This window comes from Saccharothrix sp. BKS2, assembly GCF_047689505.1.
Lineage (GTDB): Bacteria > Actinomycetota > Actinomycetes > Mycobacteriales > Pseudonocardiaceae > Actinosynnema > Actinosynnema lopnurensis.
Genome location: NZ_JAUQOL010000027.1, coordinates 47923 through 67537 on the forward strand (window position 1 = coordinate 47923; position 19615 = coordinate 67537).

At 73.5% G+C, this 19615-nt stretch carries 20 protein-coding genes; 10 read left to right on the forward strand and 10 right to left on the reverse strand.

What is annotated here, in order from left to right:
- Positions 1-48: 48 nt before the first annotated feature.
- The gene (locus tag Q5530_RS36575) at positions 49-927 is read right to left on the reverse strand and encodes a helix-turn-helix domain-containing GNAT family N-acetyltransferase (protein ID WP_415367489.1); all 879 of its coding nucleotides are present in this window, start codon (positions 925-927) and stop codon (positions 49-51) included.
- 100 nt (positions 928-1027) lie between these two features.
- On the opposite strand from Q5530_RS36575, the gene Q5530_RS36580 reads away from it, so the two are divergent.
- Entirely contained in the window at positions 1028-2350 is a 1323-nt protein-coding gene (locus Q5530_RS36580) for an FAD-dependent oxidoreductase (protein ID WP_415367490.1), read from the forward strand.
- Between the two features lie 100 nt (positions 2351-2450).
- Here the strand turns inward: Q5530_RS36580 and arsB are convergent, their stop codons facing one another.
- Positions 2451-3506, reverse strand: a complete 1056-nt coding sequence (gene arsB, locus Q5530_RS36585) for an ACR3 family arsenite efflux transporter (protein WP_415367491.1) — start codon at positions 3504-3506, stop codon at positions 2451-2453.
- Between the two features lie 58 nt (positions 3507-3564).
- On the opposite strand from arsB, the gene Q5530_RS36590 reads away from it, so the two are divergent.
- The 5 genes from Q5530_RS36590 (at position 3565) to Q5530_RS36610 (ending at position 8276) form a co-directional block, all read left to right on the forward strand.
- A complete protein-coding gene (locus tag Q5530_RS36590; RefSeq protein ID WP_415367492.1) occupies positions 3565-4242 on the forward strand; it encodes an ArsR family transcriptional regulator in 678 nt (225 codons plus the stop codon).
- Between the two features lie 53 nt (positions 4243-4295).
- Positions 4296-4718, forward strand: coding sequence for an arsenate reductase ArsC (locus Q5530_RS36595; RefSeq protein WP_415367511.1), 423 nt, complete (start codon positions 4296-4298; stop codon positions 4716-4718).
- A 183-nt stretch (positions 4719-4901) separates the two neighbouring features.
- Entirely contained in the window at positions 4902-5369 is a 468-nt protein-coding gene (locus Q5530_RS36600) for a hypothetical protein (RefSeq protein ID WP_415367493.1), read from the forward strand.
- Between the two features lie 31 nt (positions 5370-5400).
- Positions 5401-7533 (forward strand): caspase family protein, encoded by a 2133-nt coding sequence (locus Q5530_RS36605; protein WP_415367494.1) that lies wholly within the window; start codon positions 5401-5403, stop codon positions 7531-7533.
- Positions 7530-8276, forward strand: coding sequence for a hypothetical protein (locus Q5530_RS36610; RefSeq protein ID WP_415367495.1), 747 nt, complete (start codon positions 7530-7532; stop codon positions 8274-8276). The genes Q5530_RS36605 and Q5530_RS36610 overlap by 4 nt, the downstream gene beginning before the upstream one ends.
- Before the next feature lie 84 nt (positions 8277-8360).
- Here Q5530_RS36610 and Q5530_RS36615 read toward each other — a convergent pair whose 3' ends face one another.
- The 6 genes from Q5530_RS36615 to Q5530_RS36640 form a co-directional block, all read right to left on the reverse strand.
- A complete protein-coding gene (locus Q5530_RS36615) occupies positions 8361-9986 on the reverse strand; it encodes a S8 family peptidase (RefSeq protein WP_415367496.1) in 1626 nt (541 codons plus the stop codon).
- A gap of 88 nt (positions 9987-10074) precedes the next feature.
- Positions 10075-11658, reverse strand: coding sequence for a S8 family peptidase (locus tag Q5530_RS36620; RefSeq protein WP_415367497.1), 1584 nt, complete (start codon positions 11656-11658; stop codon positions 10075-10077).
- Between the two features lie 129 nt (positions 11659-11787).
- Positions 11788-12405, reverse strand: coding sequence for a hypothetical protein (locus Q5530_RS36625; protein WP_415367498.1), 618 nt, complete (start codon positions 12403-12405; stop codon positions 11788-11790).
- Entirely contained in the window at positions 12398-12844 is a 447-nt protein-coding gene (locus Q5530_RS36630) for a DUF4383 domain-containing protein (RefSeq protein ID WP_415367499.1), read from the reverse strand. The genes Q5530_RS36625 and Q5530_RS36630 overlap by 8 nt, the downstream gene beginning before the upstream one ends.
- Before the next feature lie 6 nt (positions 12845-12850).
- Positions 12851-13264: an STAS domain-containing protein gene (locus Q5530_RS36635; protein ID WP_415367500.1), complete on the reverse strand. Its 414-nt coding sequence runs from the start codon at positions 13262-13264 to the stop codon at positions 12851-12853.
- The gene (locus Q5530_RS36640; RefSeq protein ID WP_415367502.1) at positions 13261-14232 is read right to left on the reverse strand and encodes a Ppx/GppA phosphatase family protein; all 972 of its coding nucleotides are present in this window, start codon (positions 14230-14232) and stop codon (positions 13261-13263) included. Before Q5530_RS36640 ends, Q5530_RS36635 begins: the two co-directional genes overlap by 4 nt.
- A gap of 109 nt (positions 14233-14341) precedes the next feature.
- Here Q5530_RS36640 and Q5530_RS36645 point away from each other — a divergent pair, with 109 nt between their 5' ends.
- Positions 14342-15151, forward strand: coding sequence for an SDR family NAD(P)-dependent oxidoreductase (locus Q5530_RS36645; RefSeq protein WP_415367504.1), 810 nt, complete (start codon positions 14342-14344; stop codon positions 15149-15151).
- Between the two features lie 196 nt (positions 15152-15347).
- On the opposite strand, the gene Q5530_RS36650 is transcribed toward Q5530_RS36645, so the two are convergent.
- A complete protein-coding gene (locus Q5530_RS36650) occupies positions 15348-15497 on the reverse strand; it encodes a hypothetical protein (protein ID WP_415367505.1) in 150 nt (49 codons plus the stop codon).
- A 51-nt stretch (positions 15498-15548) separates the two neighbouring features.
- Here Q5530_RS36650 and Q5530_RS36655 point away from each other — a divergent pair, with 51 nt between their 5' ends.
- Positions 15549-15920 carry a hypothetical protein gene (locus tag Q5530_RS36655; protein ID WP_380639068.1) on the forward strand — a complete coding sequence of 124 codons (372 nt, stop codon included), beginning with the start codon at positions 15549-15551 and terminating at the stop codon, positions 15918-15920.
- A gap of 273 nt (positions 15921-16193) precedes the next feature.
- Positions 16194-17126, forward strand: coding sequence for an anti-sigma factor RsbA family regulatory protein (locus tag Q5530_RS36660; RefSeq protein WP_415367506.1), 933 nt, complete (start codon positions 16194-16196; stop codon positions 17124-17126).
- A 50-nt stretch (positions 17127-17176) separates the two neighbouring features.
- Here the strand turns inward: Q5530_RS36660 and Q5530_RS36665 are convergent, their stop codons facing one another.
- The gene (locus Q5530_RS36665) at positions 17177-17800 is read right to left on the reverse strand and encodes a DUF305 domain-containing protein (RefSeq protein WP_415367507.1); all 624 of its coding nucleotides are present in this window, start codon (positions 17798-17800) and stop codon (positions 17177-17179) included.
- Between the two features lie 150 nt (positions 17801-17950).
- Between Q5530_RS36665 and Q5530_RS36670 the strand changes: the two genes are divergently transcribed.
- Positions 17951-19453 (forward strand): LVIVD repeat-containing protein, encoded by a 1503-nt coding sequence (locus Q5530_RS36670; protein ID WP_415367508.1) that lies wholly within the window; start codon positions 17951-17953, stop codon positions 19451-19453.
- Positions 19454-19615: the final 162 nt, after the last annotated feature.

Below are 19615 nucleotides of genomic sequence, written 5' to 3' on the forward strand. Positions count from 1 at the left end.
TCCGCGAGGTGTTCCGCGGGGTTCTCGGGAGGGGTGTTCGGGGGGTCTTCAGCAGGTGGTCGGGCCGGGGGCGGCGCGGCGTTCGAGCAGCACGGTGTCGCGCCAGGTGCCGTGGTGCCGGGCGATCCGCTCGCGGACGCCGACGGTGCGGAAGCCCGCAGCGTGGTGCAGGGCGATGCTCGCGCGGTTCTCCGGGAAGATCGCGGTCTGGAGCGTCCACAGGCCGCCGGTGTCGGCGGCGGTGACCTGCTTGTGCAGCAACGCCTTCCCCACCCCACGACCGCGGAAGCCCTCGCCGACGTAGACGGAGGTCTCGGCGACGCCGGAGTAGCACTCGCGGGTCGACACCGGCGTGGCGGCGGCCCACCCCGCGACCCGGCCGTCGACCACGGCCACCCAGCGGTGCTCGGGCAGCCACTTCGCCTCGAGGGTGCGGCGGCTGGGGGTCTCGGTCTCGAAGGTGGCGTTGCGCGTGGCGATGCCCTCGCCGTAGACGCGGCGCACGTCGACCCAGTCGCGGTCGGTCATGGCGCGCACGGTGACGTCGTCCGGCAGGTCGGTGGGGCAGCACGGACGGGTGACGATGGTGCCCATGACCGCGTCGGCGGCGTGCGGCAGGCCGGTGCAGCAGGCCGGGTTGACCGACACGAGGGTGGCTGTGCCCTCCTTGCGCAGCCGGACGAAGCCGACGTCGGCGAGCTTGCGCAGGTGGTGGGAGCAGGTGGACTGGCTGATGCCGACCGCCTCGGTCAGCGCGCCCACGGTGATCTCGCCCTGGTGGGTGGCGACGGTGTGCAGCAGCCGCACGCGCGTCGGGTCGGCCAGGCAGGCGAACCACTCGGCGTAGGTGGCGGCGTCGTCCGGCGCGAGGCCGGCGGCCGACCCGGTCGTGGGCTGCGCGGTGGCGGACCGCGCGGGCGTCGTCATGGGGCCAGTTTATCGACCGGAACCGATGGTTGTCTGCATCGACATCGCTCGATAGAGTGCGGCCTGTTCGATCGAAGAACGACGATGAACTGGAGTGGTCATGAGTGAGTTGCCGGTGGTCGTGGTGGGGGCGGGGCCGGTCGGGCTGGCCGCGGCGGCGCACCTCGTCGAGCGCGGGTTGCGGCCGTTGGTGCTGGAGGCGGGGCCGCGGGCGGGCGCGGCGGTGGCGGGGTGGCACCACGTGCGGCTGTTCTCGGCGTGGTTGGAGCTGGTCGACCCGGCCGCGCGGCGGCTGCTGGAGCGCTCCGGGTGGACCGCGCCCCCCGCCGACCACCACCCGACCGGCGCCGAGTGGGCGGCCGGGTACCTGGAGCCGCTGGCCGAGGCGCTGGGCGAGCACGTCCGGTTCGGCGCGCGGGTGGTGGGTGCGGCCCGGCGTGGCCGGGACCGGGTGGTGGACGCCGGTCGGGACGACGAGCCGCTGACCGTGCACGTGGAGACCACCGGCGGGGAGGAGCGGATTCCCGCCCGCGCCGTGGTCGACGCCTCCGGCACCTGGGGCTCGCCCAACCCGCTGGGCGGCGACGGGCTGCCGGCGGTCGGCGAACGCGCGGCCGCCGACCGGATCGCCTATCGGGTGCCCGACCTGGTCGCGGAGGCCGAGCGCTACGCGGGCAAGCGCACCGCCGTCGCGGGCAGCGGGCACTCGGCGCTGACGGCCCTGGTCGCGCTGGCCGGGCTGGCGGACCGCCACCCCGGCACGCACGTCACCTGGCTGCTGCGCCGCGGCGCGGTCGGCGCCGCGTTCGGCGGCGGCGAGGCCGACCAGCTCCCCGCCCGCGGCGCGCTCGGGCTCAGGGCGGCGGCCGCCGCGCGGGCCGGGCACGTCGAGGTGGTCACCGGGTTCCGCACCGGGGCCGTCGAGCGCGAGGGCGAGCGGCTGGTGCTCCGGTCGCAGGACGGCAGGCGGCTCGACCCCGTGGACGAGGTGGTGGCGCTGACCGGGTTCCGCCCCGACCACTCGTGGCTGTCGGAGGTCCGGCTCGACCTGGACCCGGTGCTGGGTGCGCCGACCCGGCTGGCGCCGCTGATCGACCCGAACGTCCACTCCTGCGGCACGGTCGAGCCGCACGGCGCGGACGAGCTGCGCCAGCCGGAGGCCGGGGTGTACGTGGTGGGGATGAAGAGCTACGGCCGCGCGCCGACGTTCCTCGCCCTGACCGGCTACGAGCAGGTCCGCAGCGTGGTCGCCGAGATCGCCGGCGACCACGAGGGCGCGGAGCGGGTCGAGCTGGTGCTGCCCGAGACCGGCGTGTGCGGTGGCTCCGGGGTCTTCGACGCCGCCGAGCCCGGGTCGGGCGGCTGCTGCGGCGGTCCCGCCGTGGCGGACCTGACCCTGACCGCGCCGGCCGCGCGCCCCTGACGCCCGCCGGTCCGGCGCGCCGAGGGGACGCGCCGGGCCGGTGGGTCCCGCGCCCGACGTCCCGGCGCCGACACGCCACCGTTCACCCCTGGAGCACGGGCTACCTCCAGCGCTCGCGCAGCCGCAGGCTGACGTAGACCAGGGCCACCAGCGCCGGCACCTCGATCAGCGGTCCGACCACGCCCGCGAGGGCCTGGCCGGAGGCCACGCCGAACACGCCGACGGCCACCGCGATGGCCAGCTCGAAGTTGTTGCCGGCGGCGGTGAAGGCCAGCGTGGTGGTGCGCTCGTAGGACAGGCCGGCGGCCTTGCCCAGGGCGTAGCCGCCGAACCACATCACCGCGAAGTACACCAGGAGCGGCAGCGCGATGCGGACCACGTCCAGCGGGCGCGAGGTGATCTGGTCGCCCTGGAGGGCGAACAGCAGGACGATGGTGAACAGCAGGCCGTAGAGCGCGACCGGGCCGATCTTCGGCAGGAACTTCGACTCGTACCAGTCGCGGCCGCGGGCGCGTTCGCCGAGGCGGCGGCTGAGGTAGCCGGCGGTCAGCGGGACGCCCAGGAAGACGACCACGGACAGGGCGATCTCCCACGGCGAGAAGTCGATCCCGGTCGTGTCCAGCCCGAGCCACCCGGGCAGCAGGTCCAGGTAGAACCAGCCCAGCACGCCGAACATGAGCACCTGGAACACCGAGTTCAACGCCACCAGCACGGCGGCGGCCTCCCGGTCGCCGCAGGCCAGGTCGTTCCAGATGATCACCATGGCGATGCAGCGGGCCAGGCCCACGATGATCAACCCGGTGCGGTACTCGGGCAGGTCGGGCAGGAAGACCCAGGCCAGGGCGAACATCAGGGCCGGGCCGAGGACCCAGTTCAGCACCAGCGACAGCACCACGGTGCGCCGGTCGCCGGCGACCGCGCCCAGCCGGTCGTAGCGGACCTTCGCCAGCACCGGGTACATCATCAGCAGCAGGCCCAGCGCGATCGGCAGCGACACCCCGGCGACCTCGACCGCCTCCAGCACGCCCGGCAGACCGGGCGCGAACCGGCCCAGGGCCAGGCCGGCGACCATCGCCACCCCGATCCACACCGGCAGGAAGCGGTCCAGGAACGACAGCCCGCGCAGGACGTCGGGTTGCCGGGCGGACGCGGTCAAGGGGGCCTCCGGGGTGGGTGGTTGCGTCGGGCAGGACGAGTCAACCACAATTGAGTCAATGAACGCTGACTGGCCTGACCGGCTGACCGCCCGTGCCCGGGTCCACGCCGCCCTGGGCGAACCCGCACGGCTGGCGGTCGTCGAACTGCTGCTGCTGGGGGACGCCTCCCCCGGCGAGGTCGGCCGGGCGCTGGGCCTGCCCAGCAACCTGGTGGCCCACCACGTCGGGTTCCTGGAGCGGGCGGGTGTGGTGGAGCGGTCGCGGTCCGAGGGCGACCACCGGCGCACCTACCTGCGCCTGCGCCCGGCCGCGCTCACCGGCCTCGCCCCCGCCGCGACGCGGGAGGCCGGCCGCGTGGTGTTCGTGTGCAGCCACAACTCCGCGCGCTCCCAGCTGGCGGCCGCGCTGTGGGCGGACCGCAGCCCGGTGCCCACCGCGTCGGCGGGCACCCGACCGGCCGACCGGGTCCACCCCCTGGCGGTCGCCACCGCCCGCGCACACGGGCTGTCCCTGGCCAGGGCGCGCACCCGCCCCGTGACCGACGTGCTGCGCGACGACGACCTGGTGGTGGCGGTGTGCGACAGCGCCCACGAGGAGCTGGACCCGGCCGACCGGCTGCACTGGTCGGTGCCCGACCCCGCCGCGGCCGGCACCGGGGACGCCTTCGACGCCGCCTTCCGCGACCTGGCCGGCCGGGTGGACCGCCTCGCGCCCGCCGTGCACCGCACCACGTGACCGACCACGCGGCCGACCGTGCCGCCGACCGCCCGACACCGGAGGACAGCCCGTTGCACCGCAAGCCCGAGGTCCTGTTCGTCTGCGTCCACAACGCCGGCCGCTCCCAGATGGCCGCCGCCCTGCTCCAGCACCACGCCCTGGGCCGCGTCGAGGTCCGCTCCGCCGGCTCCGCGCCCGCCGACCAGGTCAACCCCGCCGCCGCGCGGGCGCTGGCCGAGTGGGGCCTGGACATCACCGCCGAGGCGCCCAAGAAGCTCACCACCGAGGCCGTCGAAGCCTCCGACGTCGTCATCACCATGGGCTGCGGCGACACCTGCCCCGTCTTCCCCGGCAAGCGCTACCTGGACTGGGCCCTCGACGACCCGGCCGGCCAGGGCGTCGAGGCGGTCCGCCCCATCCGCGACGAGATCGACCGGCGCGTGCGCGCGCTGCTGGCCGAACTGCTCGACCCGCCGCGGGTACCGGGAACGTGAGATTTCCCGTTTACCGGGAATAGCGCCGGGACTTCCCGTCAATTAGGCCATGCGAGTGGTCGACAACTGTTTCCGCAATCGCGCCCAACGGTTGAATGCTAGCGTCCTGCCCCACTGAAACCGCAGCTCAGCGGTTCACCGGTTTCCGCACGCTTGCGGAGAGCAGGCACCACGGAGAAACTGTTGATCATTCGCGACGAGGAAAACCAGAGCGGTGTCGTCAAGTTCCTGCTGATGTCCGCGGACGAAACCCGCGCGGTGCCGGTCGAGGTGCCGGACGGGTTCGCCGACGACTTCCGCGACCACCTGGCGTCGGCCGGGTTCCGACTGCCCCGGGGCGCCGCGCGCTCGGTGTTGGTCGAGGTCGTGGTGGCCGTGGCCGAGAGCCCGGCCGCCTGGACCGCGGTCGGCGGCACGGTGGTCGCCTTCCTGGGTCGGCACCGCGGCAAGGTGCACCGGTTCGAGGTCAACGGGAACCCGGTGTCCATCGAGGGGTATTCGGCCCGGGACGCCGAGCGGCTGGCGGCCGAACTCCACGGATCCGGCCACGAACCAGGTGGCGAACCCAACCGGGAATCCCATCGCGAATCCCGCCGTGAAACCAACCGCGACCCCGGCGAGGACGGCGGGATGACGCTCGGCTCGCGATGACGGGAACACCGCACGACCGCCTGGAGGAGCAGTGCCGCACGCCCTGGTCATCGGCATCGACCGGTACTCCGCCACCCGCATCCCCGCGCTCAAGTGCGCGGTCAACGACGCCTCGGAGGTGTCCCGGCGACTGGAGTCGGCAGGCTTCGACGTCGTCACGCTGACCGACGGCAACGCCACCCGCCAGGACATCTACTGGCAGCTGGAGGTCGGCCTCAACGAGCGAGTCAGGGACGCCGACGACCCGATCATCATCTACTGGTCCGGCCACGGCATGTCCGACCTGCGCGACAGCGCCGACAGCGACCGCGGGTGGTCGACGTTCCTGCTGCCCCACGACGCCGACATCGACCAGCCGCTCGCCTCCGCCCTGCCCGTGCACCAGGTGTGGGCGCTGCTCAACCGCCTCAAGACCCGCCGGCTGCTCGTCATGCTGGACACGTGCTTCAGCGGCGCCTTCGCCGGCGACAGCCGCGGGTTCTCGATCGGCGCGCGGGGCGGCGGCAAGGAGTTCACGGACGACTTCCTCCGCATGGAGGGTCACGGCCGCGTCGTCATCTCGGCGTGCGGCCCGAACGAGGTCGCCCGCGAGGACGACCGGCAGGGGCACGGCCACTTCACCAGGTCGGTGCTGTCCGTGCTGGAGCGCGGCCTCGACCACGGCACCCGCCACGCCAGGGTCACCACCCTGGTCTCCGACGTCCGCGACGTGGTGCGGCGGGAGACGCGGGACCGGCAGACGCCCTCGCTGCACGTCGCCGCCCAGGGCGCGGACTGGAGCATCCCGCTGCCGCCGCCCGCCCCGTACCAGCCGCCCATGCCCAGCTGGGCGTTCGTGGGCACGTCCGGCGGCGTCGGCAAGACCACGCTGGCCATGATGACGGCGGAGCTGCTCGCCGAGTCCGGCAACAACGTGCTCTACCTCGACGCCGACATCGCCCAGCACGGCGGCACGAGCGAGTGGTGCCAGCGGGCCAAGGTGGACATCGGCCCGGTCCGCACGTTCGCCGACCACGTCGCCGGGTTCTCGCAGGAGCAGACGCGCACGCCGCAGCGCCACCTCAACGACCGGCTGCTGGACGTCACGCCGGAGTACCTGAGGCGGTTCGAGTGCGGGAAGATCATGCTGCTGCCCGCCGCGCGGGTGAGCGACAAGCTGTTCGTCTTCAACCTGGTGGCCGAGATCAAGGACCGCCGCTCCAACGCCGTCTGCCGGCAGATCCTCGACGCCGCGTTCGACCGGGGCATCCGCCAGGGCGCGACCTGCGTCGTGATCGACTGCGGCGCCCAGTTCGACCCGCTGGTGGTCAACGCCATCACGGCCGCGCACCACCCGTTCATCGTGGCCGCGGCCCGCGCGGGCGCCAAGGACTCCCGCGAGACGATCCTGAGCAACTGCGTGCAGACCGTCGAGGAGTTCAACCGGATGCGCGCCGAGACCGTCGTCAACCGGGTCCCGAGCCGGGAGGCGCTGGTCCGGCACTGGGGCGATCCCGGCTACGGCAAGAGCTTCCACTGGCTGCCGTTCGACCGCAGGCTGTTCCAGGACTGGGAGGAGGGGCGGCCCAACTTCGAGCTGGGCTACGACGACCTGAGCCACGCCTGGCACGAGGTCCTCGTCGCCTCCGACCGCAACGGCTGCGACGGGCTGCACCGGGACTTCCTGCCCAGCGAGTGGGACCGGTTCAGCAAGTGGTCGCTGTGGCTGGTGAACAACCCCGGCTGGCCCGAGGCGATGAGGGACTCGCTGACCCGGCTGGTGCGCCGGTCCTACTTCACCACGGCGTTCTACCTCGCCCTGTGCGCCACCGCGACCACCAGCGCGGTCCTGCACGTGGTGGCCGACCGCCCCGAGGACGACGCGTCGTTCCTCCCCCAGTGGCTCGCGATCGCGATCGGCGCCCTGTCCGGGCTCGCGCTCGTCGGCAGCGTGCTGGCCAGGGCTCTGCTGCGCCGCCGTCGACGGGTGATCAACGAGGTCGCGGAGCACAGCACCTCGGTCGACGAGCTGAAGCGGTGGTTCTCCGTGCCGCGCGGCGAGGGGCCGTGGTGGAAGGTCTGGCGGTCCAGCCGCCGCGCCGCCATCGCGTGGCTGCACACCCAGGTGATCGCCGCGCGCGAGAAGCAGCTGCCGTCGAGCGAGACCACCGAGGCCGTCCGGTGATCGGTGTGGAGTTCTCCTGCGGGTACACCAGGCTGAAGGACGTGGAGGGCCGATCGCCGTGCGGTCGCCCGGCGATCCGGCGGGTGCGGGGCGATTCGAAGTGCCTGGGTCACCTGGTGGTGGAGCAGGCGATCAGCCTCGTCGGCGGCACCGAGTACGCCCGCAAGGTCTGGATCGCCACGAGCTTCCTGCTGCTCTACCTGGCCCTGGCGTACGCGTTGTCCGCCTGGTCCGGGTGGCCCCTGCTGATCATGGGGTGGTCCGCGGTGCTGTTCACCCTCGGACTGCTGGTGAGCACCGCCGCCGAGTGGCCGCTGGGCGGTCTGTGCTGCCTGGCCGGGACGCCCGGCATGGTGTACACCGTCCTCGGTGACGGCGGCATCGCGCTGCGCGCCCACCTGAACGGCGGTTACCGGGTGCCGGAGTTCTCGTCGTGGCCGCTGGAGCTGGCCCGCTCGGGCATGAGCACCGGGCTCGGCGTCATCTTCATCCTGTACGCGATGGGGATCTACGACCTCTACCGCCGCGACGACCAGCAGTCGATGACGTGGAGCCGGATCGGCGCCGTGGTGCTGGGTGTCGTGGTGCTGGTGCTGGTGGTGTACTCGTCCATCGCGTCGGGGGGCCGGTACTCCGGGTACCTCCCGTTCGCCGTCGTGGTGGTGCTGGGGATCCTGGTGGCCCGCGGGTCGGGGTCGGCGAAGAGGGGCGCGCAGCGGCTGGCCGCGGTCCTGCGCGTCTGAAGCGCCCCGGGTCGGGGCTGGAGAAGGGTGCCGGGTCTGAAAGGGTGCCAGGCCCAGGAGGTGCCGGGGCCGGCAGGTGCCGGTCTAGAAGGTGAGGCCCCAGCCCTCGATCTTCCCGGTGTCGTGGGCGTAGGCGTCCCTCACCCGCAGCCGCCACGCGCCGTCGCGGGGCTGCGAGGACGTGTCGACCGCGAACGTCTCGTGGAGGCCGCCCGGAGAACCGACCTCGCCCGCCGCGCGCAGCGGGAACACCGCCCCACCCGGTCCGACGAGGTCGACCACCAGGTCCGCCGGGTACGGGTGCGCGATGTCCACCGCCACCCGCGTGGTCGCGGTGCCCGCGCCGGGGCACCCCGCCACCTCGACGGTCGAGGTCACCGCCGCGCCCGCGTCCGGGACCGGCACGTCGTCGTCGTTGCGCCCGCCCTCGCACCCGGGCTCCTCCGCGCCGAACGAGGCCGTGTGCAGCAGGCGGTTCGGGGAGCCGGGGCCGGGGTCGCGCACGACGCCCGGGGTCGCCGCGCCGGTCAGCGCTTCGAGCACCTGCGCGGGCGTGGCGGTCGGGTGGCCGGCCAGGTACAGCGCCGCGCCGCCGGCCACGTGGGGCGAGGCCATGGACGTGCCGCTCATGGTGGTGGAGGCGGTGTCGCCGCGGTGCGAGGCCGAGGTGATGGAGTCGCCGGGCGCGAAGAGGTCCACGCACGAACCGTGGTTGGAGAACCGGGCCCGCTCGTCGTCCTCGTCCGTCGCGCCGACCGCGATCACGTCGGGGTTGCGCGCGGGTCCGGCGCCGCAGGCGTCGGCCGAGTCGTTGCCCGCCGCGGCCACGAACGCGATGCCCGCCGCGGTGAGGCCGCCGATGGCCTCGTCGCCGATGCCGGGCGTGTCGAAGGTGAAGCTGCCGTTGACCACGGCGGGCTCGACGGCGTTGCGGGCGATCCACTCGATGCCCTCGACGCCGGCGGAGTCGGGGGCCGAGCCGCCGCAGCCGAGCATCCGCACCGCGACCAGCCTGATCTTCTTGGCCACGCCCCACGTCCGGCCGCCGATGGTGCCCGCCACGTGGGTGCCGTGGCCGTGGCAGTCCTGCGCCACCGCGTCGTCGTCGACGAAGTCGTGGCCGTCGGAGGCGCGGCCCTCGAACTCGGCGTGCGTCCGGCGGATCCCGCTGTCGAGGACGTACGTGGTCACCTCGGACGCCGTGGTGCGGTAGTCGTACTCGTGGTCCAGGGGCAGGGATCGCTGGTCCACGCGGTCGATGCCCCAGGTGGCGCGGGACTGGGTGGCGCGGGACTGGGTGGCGCGGGACTGGGTGGCGGTGGTGTGGGGGTCGGCGGGGCGGCGAGCGGCAGCGTGGACGCCGGCGGTCGCGACCCCGTCTGTCGCGGCGCGTGCGGTGCCGTCCTGGTGGACCTTCCGGACCGCCGGGTCGGCGGCCAGCCTGCGGGCCTGGGCCTCGGTCAGGCCCCGGACCAGGAACCCGTGCAGGGCGGCGGTGAACACGGTCTTGACGCGGCCGCCGTACCGCCCGGCCAGGGAGGACGAGGTGGCCGCCGCCGACCGGCCGGTCTCCACCAGCGACACCAGGAAGCTGCCCGGCACCGGGTCGCGGGCGGGCACGAAGTCGGCCTCCCGGGACTGCGCGGTCGGCGCGGTTCCCAGGAGGGCCAGCGCGGTGATCACCGCGGCGGCCGTGGAGCGGTGCGGCACGGGTTTCCTCCACCGGCACGGGGTCGGGCGCACCCGCGGCGCGTGGGAGGGGAGGACCGCGCGCCGCGGGTGCCGATCGGGGGAACGGTCAGAACGTGAGGGACCAGCCCTCGATCTTCCCGGTGTCGTGGGTGTAGACGTCCTTGACCCGGAGCTTCCACGTGCCGTTCCGGGTCTCCCCGGACGTGTCCGGCGAGAAGGTCTCGTGGATGCCGGACGACGAGCCCACGCCGCCGGACTTGCGCAGCACGTACACCTCGCCGCTCGGGGCGATCAGGTCCACCGCCAGGTCGGCGGTGTAGGTGTGCGCGATGTCCACCTCCACCCTGGTGGCCGCGGTGCCCGCGCCGGCGCAGCCGGTGACCGAAATGGCGGAGGTCACCGCCTCGCCCGCGTCGGGGATCGCCACGTCGTCCGCGTTCGACCCACCCGGGCAGGCGGGCTGGTCCGGGTCGTCGCCACCGATGAACCCCGTGTGCAGCAACCTGTTCGGCGAGCCCGAGCCCGAGTTCTTGACCACGCCGCTCGCGGCGTGGTCGGTCAGGGCCTTGGCCACCTGCGCCGGGGTGGCCTGGGCGTTGACCCCGGCGGCGGCCGAGAGGTACAGCGCCGCCGCGCCGGCCACGTGCGGCGAGGCCATCGAGGTGCCGCTGATGGAGTTGGTGCTCCCGGTGTGCCAGGTGGAGGTGATCCCGGTGCCCGGCGCGAAGATGTCGGTGCAGGTGCCGTAGTTGGAGAACGACGAGCGCTGGTCGGAGCTCTCGACCGCGTTGACCGTGATCGCCTCGGGCACGCGCGCGGGCGAGGTGTTGCACGCGTCGCGGTTGTCGTTGCCGGAGGCGACCGCGGTGGTGACGCCGGCGGCGACGAGCCGCTTGACGGCGCTGTCCACGGTGGTGTCCGCGGCGCCGCCGAGGCTGAGGTTGGCCACCGCGGGCTTGACCGCGTTCTGCGCGACCCAGTCGATGCCGCCGACGACCTGCGACCACTGCCCGGAGCCCTGGCAGTTGAGCACCCGCACGGCGACCAGCTCCACGGCCTTGGCCACGCCGTAGGTGGTGGAGCCGATGGTGCCCGCGACGTGCGTGCCGTGGCCGTGGCAGTCCTGCGCCACCGCGTCGCCGTCGACGAGGTCCCGGCCGTCGGTGACCCGGCCGCCGAAGTCGGTGTGCGCCTTGTGGATGCCGGTGTCGATGACGTACGCGGTCACGCCCGCGCCCGCGCTCGCGTAGGTGTACTTCGAGTCCAGCGGCAGGTCCTCCTGGTCCACCCGGTCCAGGCCCCACGTCGGGTTGTCCTGGGTGGTGGTGGCGTGCGCGAGGGCGTCCTGCTCGACGTAGGCGACCGCCGGGTCCGCGGCGAGCCGGCGGGCCTGCTCCTCGTTCATGGTGACCGAGAAGCCGCGCACGGTGGCGGTGTAGGTGAGCTTGACCGAACCGCCGTACCGGTGGGCGAGGTCGTTCGCCTGGATCTCGGTCTGCTGGGCGCTGATCGAGTCGGCGCGCAGCACGACGATGTAGCTGTCCTTCACCGCGCCGGGTTTGCCGACGCCGAGGACCTCGCCCTCGGGTGGGCCGGCCGCGTAACCGGAGCCGACGCCGGCGAGCAGCAGCGCTGCCGTCGCCAGGCAGGCGGTGACGACCCGTCGCCGGGTCGAGCGGTCGTGTCGCATCGGTGGTTCTCCGTTCCACTCGGCCGCCTGGCGGGGAAGAGGTGGAGTCCGGCGGCCCGTGGCACCCACCCTCGGTTGATCAGGGGGCGCGAACGAGGTGGGTGGTCCTTGCGCGGGGGCTGCGCGAACTCACGGGTCCTGTTCGGCCGGACGACCGCGTCTGCTGCCGCGGTAGGCGCGTTCCCGCAGCCTGGCCAGCAGCGCGGGGGCCAGCTCCAGGCCGGGCGGGCGGTTGCGGACCGGGTCCAGCGGCGGCTGCTCGTCGTCGACGGGCAGCGGGCGGACCACCAGGCGCCCGACCGGCCGCCAGGGCCCGCCCACCTCCAGGGTGAACCCCAGTTCCCCGGGCAGGTCGTCCAGCGACGCCGACGCGGTCTGCCCGGGGTCGGGCACGGCGGCCAGCCACGCCAGGCCGCCCCGCCAGCGGAACGGGGTGATGCTGCCGTAGCGGGCGCTCGACCAGGTCCGGGCCGGCCGGGGCAGCACGCGGGCGAGAGAGGTGGACAGCAGCACGTCCCACGGTCCGGGCAGCCGGAAGGCCAGGCCCAGCACGTCGGGCACGCCGGCGGCGGTGCCGGCGCCCTTCGACAGCCTGCCGACCACCTCGGTCCGACCCTCCGGCAGCGGGAGGGCGGGGTCGAACGTCGTGGTCATCGTGCCGGTGAACCACCGGCCGCGCGGGTGGACCGCCCGAGCCCCGCGCGCGCTCGCCAGCGCGCGGAACGCGGACGTCACGAGCTCAGGCACTGCGGGCGTTGGGGTTGCCCTTCAGGCCCAACGCCAGTGCGATCATGCCGGCGCCCAGGCCCAGGTGCAGCCAGTCGTCAGCGGTGTTGAACGGCGCGAAGTTGGCCGCGCTCCCCTTGTCGACCAGCAGCCCGTAGAGCCACAGCACCAGGTACAGGGCGCCGCCGCCGATCAGGAACGACCGGGCGGTGGGCACCGTGCGGGCCAGCGCCAGGCCGGCCACGCCGAACAGCAGGTGCACCAGGTTGTGCAGCACGGACACGTGGAACACGCCGAGCAGGTGCGCGCCCGAGCCCGGACCCGCGAAGGAGATCCGGTCCAGGTGCGCGGTGATGCCCGGCACGAACCCCAGCACGCCGACCAGCAGGAACACGACCGCGATCGCCATCGCCGCCGCGCGCACCGGGTGCGGCACGCGCGTCGTGGTGGTGGTGCTCATTGCGGATCACCTCGCTTGGGAAGGTGGTTTCCGCTCGACTACCCGGTGGTCGGGGCCGGAAACTACCCGACCGGTGGCTGCTGATCCCACGTCCGGGTAATGCGGGAACAGCCGGTCCAGGTCGGTGCGCTCGAACACGCGACGCACGTGCGACGGCACGGCGGCCAGCCGCAGCCACCCGCCGGCGCGCTGCGCCCTGGCCCGCGTGCGGACCAGCGCGCTCATCGCCTGCGCGCCGCAGAACGCGACCCCCGACATGTCCAGCACGATCCGGTCGCGCCCCTCGGTGATCAGGCGGTCCATCTTGTCGAGCACCCGGCGCGCGCCCGCCAGGTCCAGCTCACCGGACGCCACCACCACCGCGCACCCGGTCCGGTGGGACTCGACCGACAGCGCGAGCATCCCCGTTGATCCCTTCACGCCACCTGGCTGATCTCGTCGTCGTCGTCCTGCCCACCCAGGGTGAGCAGCAGCCCCTCGCGGGTGGACCAGGGGCAGAGCTCCACCTGGTCGTGCCCGGTGGCCACCATCAGCGCCTCCACCACCAGCGCGCCGGCCAGCGACTGCCCGGCGCGGTGCCGGGAGATGCCGGGCAGCCGGGCCCGCTTCGGCGGCGGCATGCTCGCCAGGCGCGGGATCCAGCGGCGCAGGTCGGTCAACCGCAGCGTGCGGGGCGTGAAGGGGCCCTCGTGCTGGGGCCGGGCCCCAGCCAGGCGCGCGAGCTGCTGGAACACCTTCGAGCAGCCGACGGCGCGGTGGTCGGTCAGGCTGGTGCCGGCCAGCGCCTCGCGCACGGCCTCGCGCACGCGGGCCAGTTCGCGGTGCTCGGCGGGGTGCCGCCCGTCCTGGGCGGACCGGCCCCCGACCACGTCGAGGGACAGCCGGCGGGTCAGCGTGCGGGCGCCGAAGGGCAGCGACCTGGCCAGCGACGGCGCGGCGTCCTCGCCCGCCGCGAGCTCCACGGTGCCGCCGCCGACGTCGAGGACCAGCAGCGGGCCCGCCTGCCAGCCGAACCAGCGGCGCGCGGCCACGTAGGACAGGCGCGCCTCCTCGTCACCGGGCAGCACGCGCAGCCGCGTGCCGGTGCGGTGGGCGACCTCGGCGATCACCTCGGCGGCGTTGGCCGCGTCGCGGATCGACGAGGTGGCGTAGGGGACGAAGTCGGCCACGCCCGCCCGCTCGGCGGTGCGGCGCGCGGTGCGGACCGCGCTCACGACCTGGTCGACGCCCTCGGGGCTCAACCGGTTGTCCGGGTCGAGCGCCCGGTCCAGACGGAGCCTGGTCTTGTGCGACAGCACCGGGTGGAGCGGCGAGCCGTCCACCACCAGCAGGTGGGCGCTGAAGCAACCGACGTCGAGCACGCCGACCTGGCCGCGTCTTCCGGACATCCGTCACCGCCGTTCGTCATCCGCGGGAACCGGGAAGGAACCGAGGAGTTCCCATGAATACCCCGGGTGAAACCGGATTGGGTGACATCACTCCGGGTAGTCGACCCCCATGAGCACAACGGAGAGCACGTCCCGACCGCTGGCGGTGGTGACCGGCGCGTCCAGCGGCATCGGGCTGGAGCTGGCGAGGGTCTTCGTCGAACACGGGTTCGACCTGGTCGTGGCGGCCGAGAACGGGGCCGTGGAGGACGTGGCTCGCGACCTGGCCGCCGGCGGCGCGCGGGTCGACCCGGTGCGGGCGGACCTGGCCACCTACTCGGGCAACGAGGACCTGGTGGCGGTGGTCGAGGAGCTCGGGCGGCCGGTGGCGGCGCTCGCGGTCAACGCCGGGATCGGCATCGGCGGTGACTTCGTCGACGACAGCGACCTGCGCGCGCACCTGCGGGTGGTCGAGCTGAACATCGGCTCGGCCGTGCACCTGGCCAAGCGGCTGGTGCCGCCGATGGTGGAGCGCGGTGAGGGCCGCGTGCTGTTCACCTCCTCGGTCGCGGCGACCGGGCCGGGGCCGTTCCACTCGGTGTACGCGGCGTCGAAGGCGTTCCTGGCGTCGTTCTCGCAGTCGCTGCGGGAGGAGCTGCGCGACAGCGGGGTGACAGTGACCGCGCTGATGCCGGGGCCCACGGACACCGACTTCTTCCGCCGCGCGGGCATGGAGGACACGAAGGTGGCCACCGGACCCAAGGACGATCCGGCCGAGGTGGCGCGCGAGGGGTTCGAGGCGCTGATGGCGGGCAAGGACCACGTGGTGGCCGGGGCGCTGCGCAACCGGGCGCAGGCCGCGGCGGGACGGGTGCTGCCCGACCCGGTGAAGGCGCGGGCGATGCGCACCATGACCGAGCCGGGCGGCGGCAAGTCGTAGTTCGGGGGAACGGCGCGCGGCGCGCGGCAGCCGGTCGTGGCGCGCGGGGACGGGTTGTAGCGCGTGGGCAGCGGCGGGTCGTGGCGCGAGGCGGCCGGTCGAGCACGCGGCAGCGGGTTGTGGCGCGCGGGCGGCGGTGGGTCGTAGCTCCCGGGAAGGGGTCCCGCGGTCCTGGCCGACCGCGGGACCGCCCAGGTCAGGACTCCGGCGGCTCGTCGCCGATCAGCTCGCGGTACTCGTCCACCTGCTGCGGCGTCGGGTCGATCGGGGCCTCCTCGGCGACCTCGTCGGGGTCCACGGGCAGCTGGTCGGGGTCCACGGGTCGGTGTGGTGCGGGATCGGTCATGGCGGCGGGTTACCCGGTGTGGGCCCCCTCGAACGGGGTAACCCGGGCTTCGTGACCATCCACGCGCGACGAGACGTCCCCGCCCTGCCCGACCTGGTGTTCAACGCCGCCGCGGACCCGTCCCGGCTGGCCTCCTGGCTCCCCGAGCCCTACCAGGTCGTCGGCCGCAACGGCGACGTGCTGATCCTGCGCGAGGAGGACGACCCGCGGCAGCTGAACCTCGCCGCCGACTACGACCGGCTGCTGCTGACCTGGGAACCGCTGTCCGGGCACGGCTGCCGCGGCGAGCTGCGGGTGTCCCTGTCGGGCGTCGCGGCCAGCGTCGTCGAGCTGAGCGTGGACGACTGCGCGGACGAGCAGTTCCCCGCCCGGATGCTGGAGGCCCTGGCGGGCGAGGTCGAGCAGAACCTGACCGCCGGGTGACCGCCCGGGGGCGTCCACCCGGGTTACCGGGCTCGCCCCGCCGGTCCTCCCCGGTTACCGTGTGACGCGTCCTGCCACCAACGGGTGGACCCGGTCACCCGGGTCGCGTACCCCACCGATGGCCTGGGCGCACCCGGTCCCGGACCGGCGCAGCGAGCCTGCCTGCGCCGACGCCCCGCGGGCGGGTTCGGGCGGGTCCGGCCGCTCAGCCGGCCCCTCCGGGCGGGATACTGGACGGCAGGCCCCCACCAGCAGCCGTTCGGAGGTTCCCCGGTGGTCGATTTCGTGCACGAGGCACTCCTCTACCGCGATGACGAGCAGTACCTCGCGGGCACGGTGCCGTTCGTGTGCGACGGACTGGCGGCGGGTGAGCCCGTGCTGGTCGCGGTGCCCCGGCCGGGCATCGACCTGCTGCGCTCGGCGCTGGGGCGGCGGGCCGACCACGTCGAGTTCCTGGACATGAGGCGAGCCGGGCGCAACCCCGGCCGGATCATCCCGGGCGTGCTGGCCGCGTTCGCCGACAACTCCTCGGCGGCGCGGGTGCGGATCATCGGCGAGGCGGTCTGGCCGGGTCGCACGGAGCTGGAGTACCCCGCCTGCGTGCAGCACGAGGCGATGGTCAACACCGCGTTCGAGGACCGGCCGGCGTGGCTGCTGTGCCCGTACGACGCGGCCGGCCTGTCCGCCGAGGTCCTGCGGGACGCGGCGACGACGCACCCGGTCGTGGTGGAGGACTCGCGGCAGCGGCCGAGCACGGCCTACCGCGAGCCGTTCCTGACCGCGGAGGAGTTCAACCGGCCGCTGCCGCCGGTGCCCCGGGACGCGCTGGTCCACCGGTTCGACCTGGACGAGCTGTCGGTGGTGCGGCGGCTGGTGGCGGGCTTCGCGACCGCGACCGGCCTGACCGCCGACCAGGTTGAGGACCTGGTGCTGGCGGTCAACGAGCTGACCACCAACAGCGTGGTGCACGGCGGCGGCGTGGGCACGCTGCTGCTGTGGCGCGAGCACGGCGTGGTGGTGTGCGAGGTGCGGGACGCGGGGCGGCTGGCCAACCCCATGGTGGGCCGGCGCAACCCGGGCACCAGCGCGAACGGCGGTTACGGCGTGATGCTGGTGAACCTGCTGTGCGACCTCGTGCGGGTGCACACCGGGGAGGACGGCACGGCCATCCGGGTCTGGGTGGGCCCCGCCGGTCCCCCGACCTGAGCGGTCCGGTCCGAGCGGCCGGCCCGGCCTGAGCGGCGGGGCCGCCCGGGTCACGCGGTGCCGAGGGCCTTCATCCGCTCGATCTCGTCCGTCTGGGTGACGACGACGTCGTTGGCCATCTCCTCGACCCGCACGTCGGAGCCTGAGGACAGCAGTTCGACGGCCATCTCGATCGCGCCCTCGTGGTGGGCGATCATCAGCCGCAGGAAGAGTCGGTCGAAGTCGGCGCCCCGGGCCGCCTCCAGCGCGGCCAGGTCGGCGGCCGAGGCCATGCCGGGCATGGTCGAGTGGTCCACCTCGGGCACCCCGCCGCCGTGCCCGTGGGCGGTCGCGTCCTCGGCGTAGTCCCGCTGCCACTGCTCCATGCCCGCGATCTCCGGGCCCTGGCTGTCGTGGATGCGCGAGGCCAGGCCCTTCACGGTCTCGTCGCCGGCGCGCTCGGGCGCCAGCGCGGACATCTCCAGCGCCTGCCGGTGGTGCCCGATCATCTTCGCCACGTAGGTCACGTCGGCCTCGCTCGGCGCCACCCACCGGTCGGTGCCGACGTCGTCGGGCGAGAGCGTCCGGGCCTGCTCACCGGGCCCCCGGGGGGCGATGACGGGTGCTTGCTCGTCCGCCGCGGGCGTGCAGCCCGCCAGGACGGCCGCCAGCACCGCGATGACCAGGACCCGCATCCACCACTCCCCACTACGCCGGTCGCTCCAACGTACCCGGCGGTCCACGAGGTGAAAAGGTGAGGTTTTCCGACGATCGGGTCTGGTACTTAGCGTTGCGAACAGGCACTATTTGCGGATCCCTGCACTGGGTTGGAAGGGGAACCTGAAGTGGAACTACGCGAATCGACCGGACGCCGCCGGGCGCCGATCGCGGTCTTGGGCGCCTTTGCGCTGAGCCTGTCCGGGCTGGCCCTGGGCCCGCAGGCCACCGCGGCGCCGGAGGACACCGACCTGGCCGGCTTGACGGAGCAGCAGCTGTCGAGCCAGGAGCAGCAGGACAGCGGCATCCCCGGGGTCGACGAGATCCGCAACACCCGCAATCTCCAGCTGATCGCCAACCTGCCGAAGCCGGCCCCGTTCACCGCCTCGTCCACGTGGACCGACCTGGCCTTCCAGGGCAACTACGCGATCGCGGGCAACTACGACGGCTTCGTCATCTACGACATCAGCAACCCGCGCAAGCCGAAGGTGGCCAGCGCGGTGCTGTGCCCGGGTTCGCAGAACGACGTGTCGGTCAAGGACAACCTGCTGTTCCTGTCCACCGACTCGTCGCGCAGCGACAACTCGTGCACCAGCACCTCCCGTCCCGCGAGCAACAAGGACGCGTGGGAGGGCATCAAGATCTTCGACATCAGCGACAAGCGCAACCCGCGCTACGTCAAGGCCGTCGAGACCAGGTGCGGCTCGCACACCCACACGCTGGTGCCGGACAAGCGCGGCAAGAACGCCTACCTGTACGTCTCCTCGTACGGCCCGGACGCCGCCTTCCCCGACTGCCAGCCGCCGCACGACCTGATCTCGATCGTCAAGGTGCCGCTGAAGAACCCGACCGAGGCGAGCCTGCTGTCGGAGCGGGTCATGTTCCCGGACGGCGGCAACCCCGGCCGGGACGGCACCATCGAGACCGGCTACGTGCGCGCCACCTCGGGCTGCCACGACATCACCGTGTACCCGTCGAAGGACCTCGCGGCGGGCGCCTGCATGGGTGACGGCGTGCTGTGGAACATCTCCGACCGCGAGAACCCCCGCGAGATCAACCGCGTGCAGGACAACGTGAACTTCGCGTTCTGGCACTCGGCCACGTTCAACAACGCCGGCACCAAGGTGATCTTCACCGACGAGCTCGGCGGCGGCGGCGCGCCCACCTGCAACGCGTCCATCGCCCCGACCCGCGGCGCGAACGGCCTGTACGACATCACCGGTCGCGGTGACGGTCGCAAGCTGGAGTTCCGGTCGTACTACAAGATCCCGCGGCACCAGGGGGAGACCGAGAACTGCGTGGCGCACAACGGTTCGCTGATCCCGGTGCAGGGTCGGGACATCATGGTGCAGTCCTGGTACCAGGGCGGCATCTCGGTGTTCGACTTCACCGACACCCGCAAGCCGCGGGAGATCGCCTGGTTCGAGCGCGGTCCGCTGCCCAACGGCGCGGGCGGCGGCACGTGGTCGGCCTACTACTACAACGGCCACATCTACTCGTCCGACATGGCCAAGGGCCTCGACGTCCTGGACCTCCGCGACCCGCGGACCCTGACGGCGAAGTTCGTCCGCGTCGGCGAGCTGAACGTGCAGACCCAGGGCGCCTACCGGGACCTGTTCCCGCGCCGGTGACCCGAGCGCCTCGGCGCTGAACGACACCCGGGAGGGGCCCGCTCCGGCGGGCCCCTCCCGCTGTTCCGGAAGGGCACCTCAAGGGCTCGGCAGGTTCAGGCGGTCGTAGCATCTGATCGTGGTGTTCGGTGGGGAAGGATTCCCTGTCGTGCGCAGGATGTT

Bases quoted from the DNA above. Each gene is read 5' to 3' on its own strand.
- Q5530_RS36575 (WP_415367489.1), bottom strand. From the start codon at position 927: ATGACGACGCCCGCGCGGTCCGCCACCGCGCAGCCCACGACCGGGTCG.
- Q5530_RS36580 (WP_415367490.1), top strand. From the start codon at position 1,028: ATGAGTGAGTTGCCGGTGGTCGTGGTGGGGGCGGGGCCGGTCGGGCTG.
- Q5530_RS36590 (WP_415367492.1), top strand. From the start codon at position 3,565: ATGAACGCTGACTGGCCTGACCGGCTGACCGCCCGTGCCCGGGTCCAC.
- Q5530_RS36620 (WP_415367497.1), bottom strand. From the start codon at position 11,658: ATGCGACACGACCGCTCGACCCGGCGACGGGTCGTCACCGCCTGCCTG.
- Q5530_RS36630 (WP_415367499.1), bottom strand. From the start codon at position 12,844: ATGAGCACCACCACCACGACGCGCGTGCCGCACCCGGTGCGCGCGGCG.
- Q5530_RS36640 (WP_415367502.1), bottom strand. From the start codon at position 14,232: ATGTCCGGAAGACGCGGCCAGGTCGGCGTGCTCGACGTCGGTTGCTTC.
- Q5530_RS36645 (WP_415367504.1), top strand. From the start codon at position 14,342: ATGAGCACAACGGAGAGCACGTCCCGACCGCTGGCGGTGGTGACCGGC.
- Q5530_RS36650 (WP_415367505.1), bottom strand. From the start codon at position 15,497: ATGACCGATCCCGCACCACACCGACCCGTGGACCCCGACCAGCTGCCC.
- Q5530_RS36665 (WP_415367507.1), bottom strand. From the start codon at position 17,800: ATGCGGGTCCTGGTCATCGCGGTGCTGGCGGCCGTCCTGGCGGGCTGC.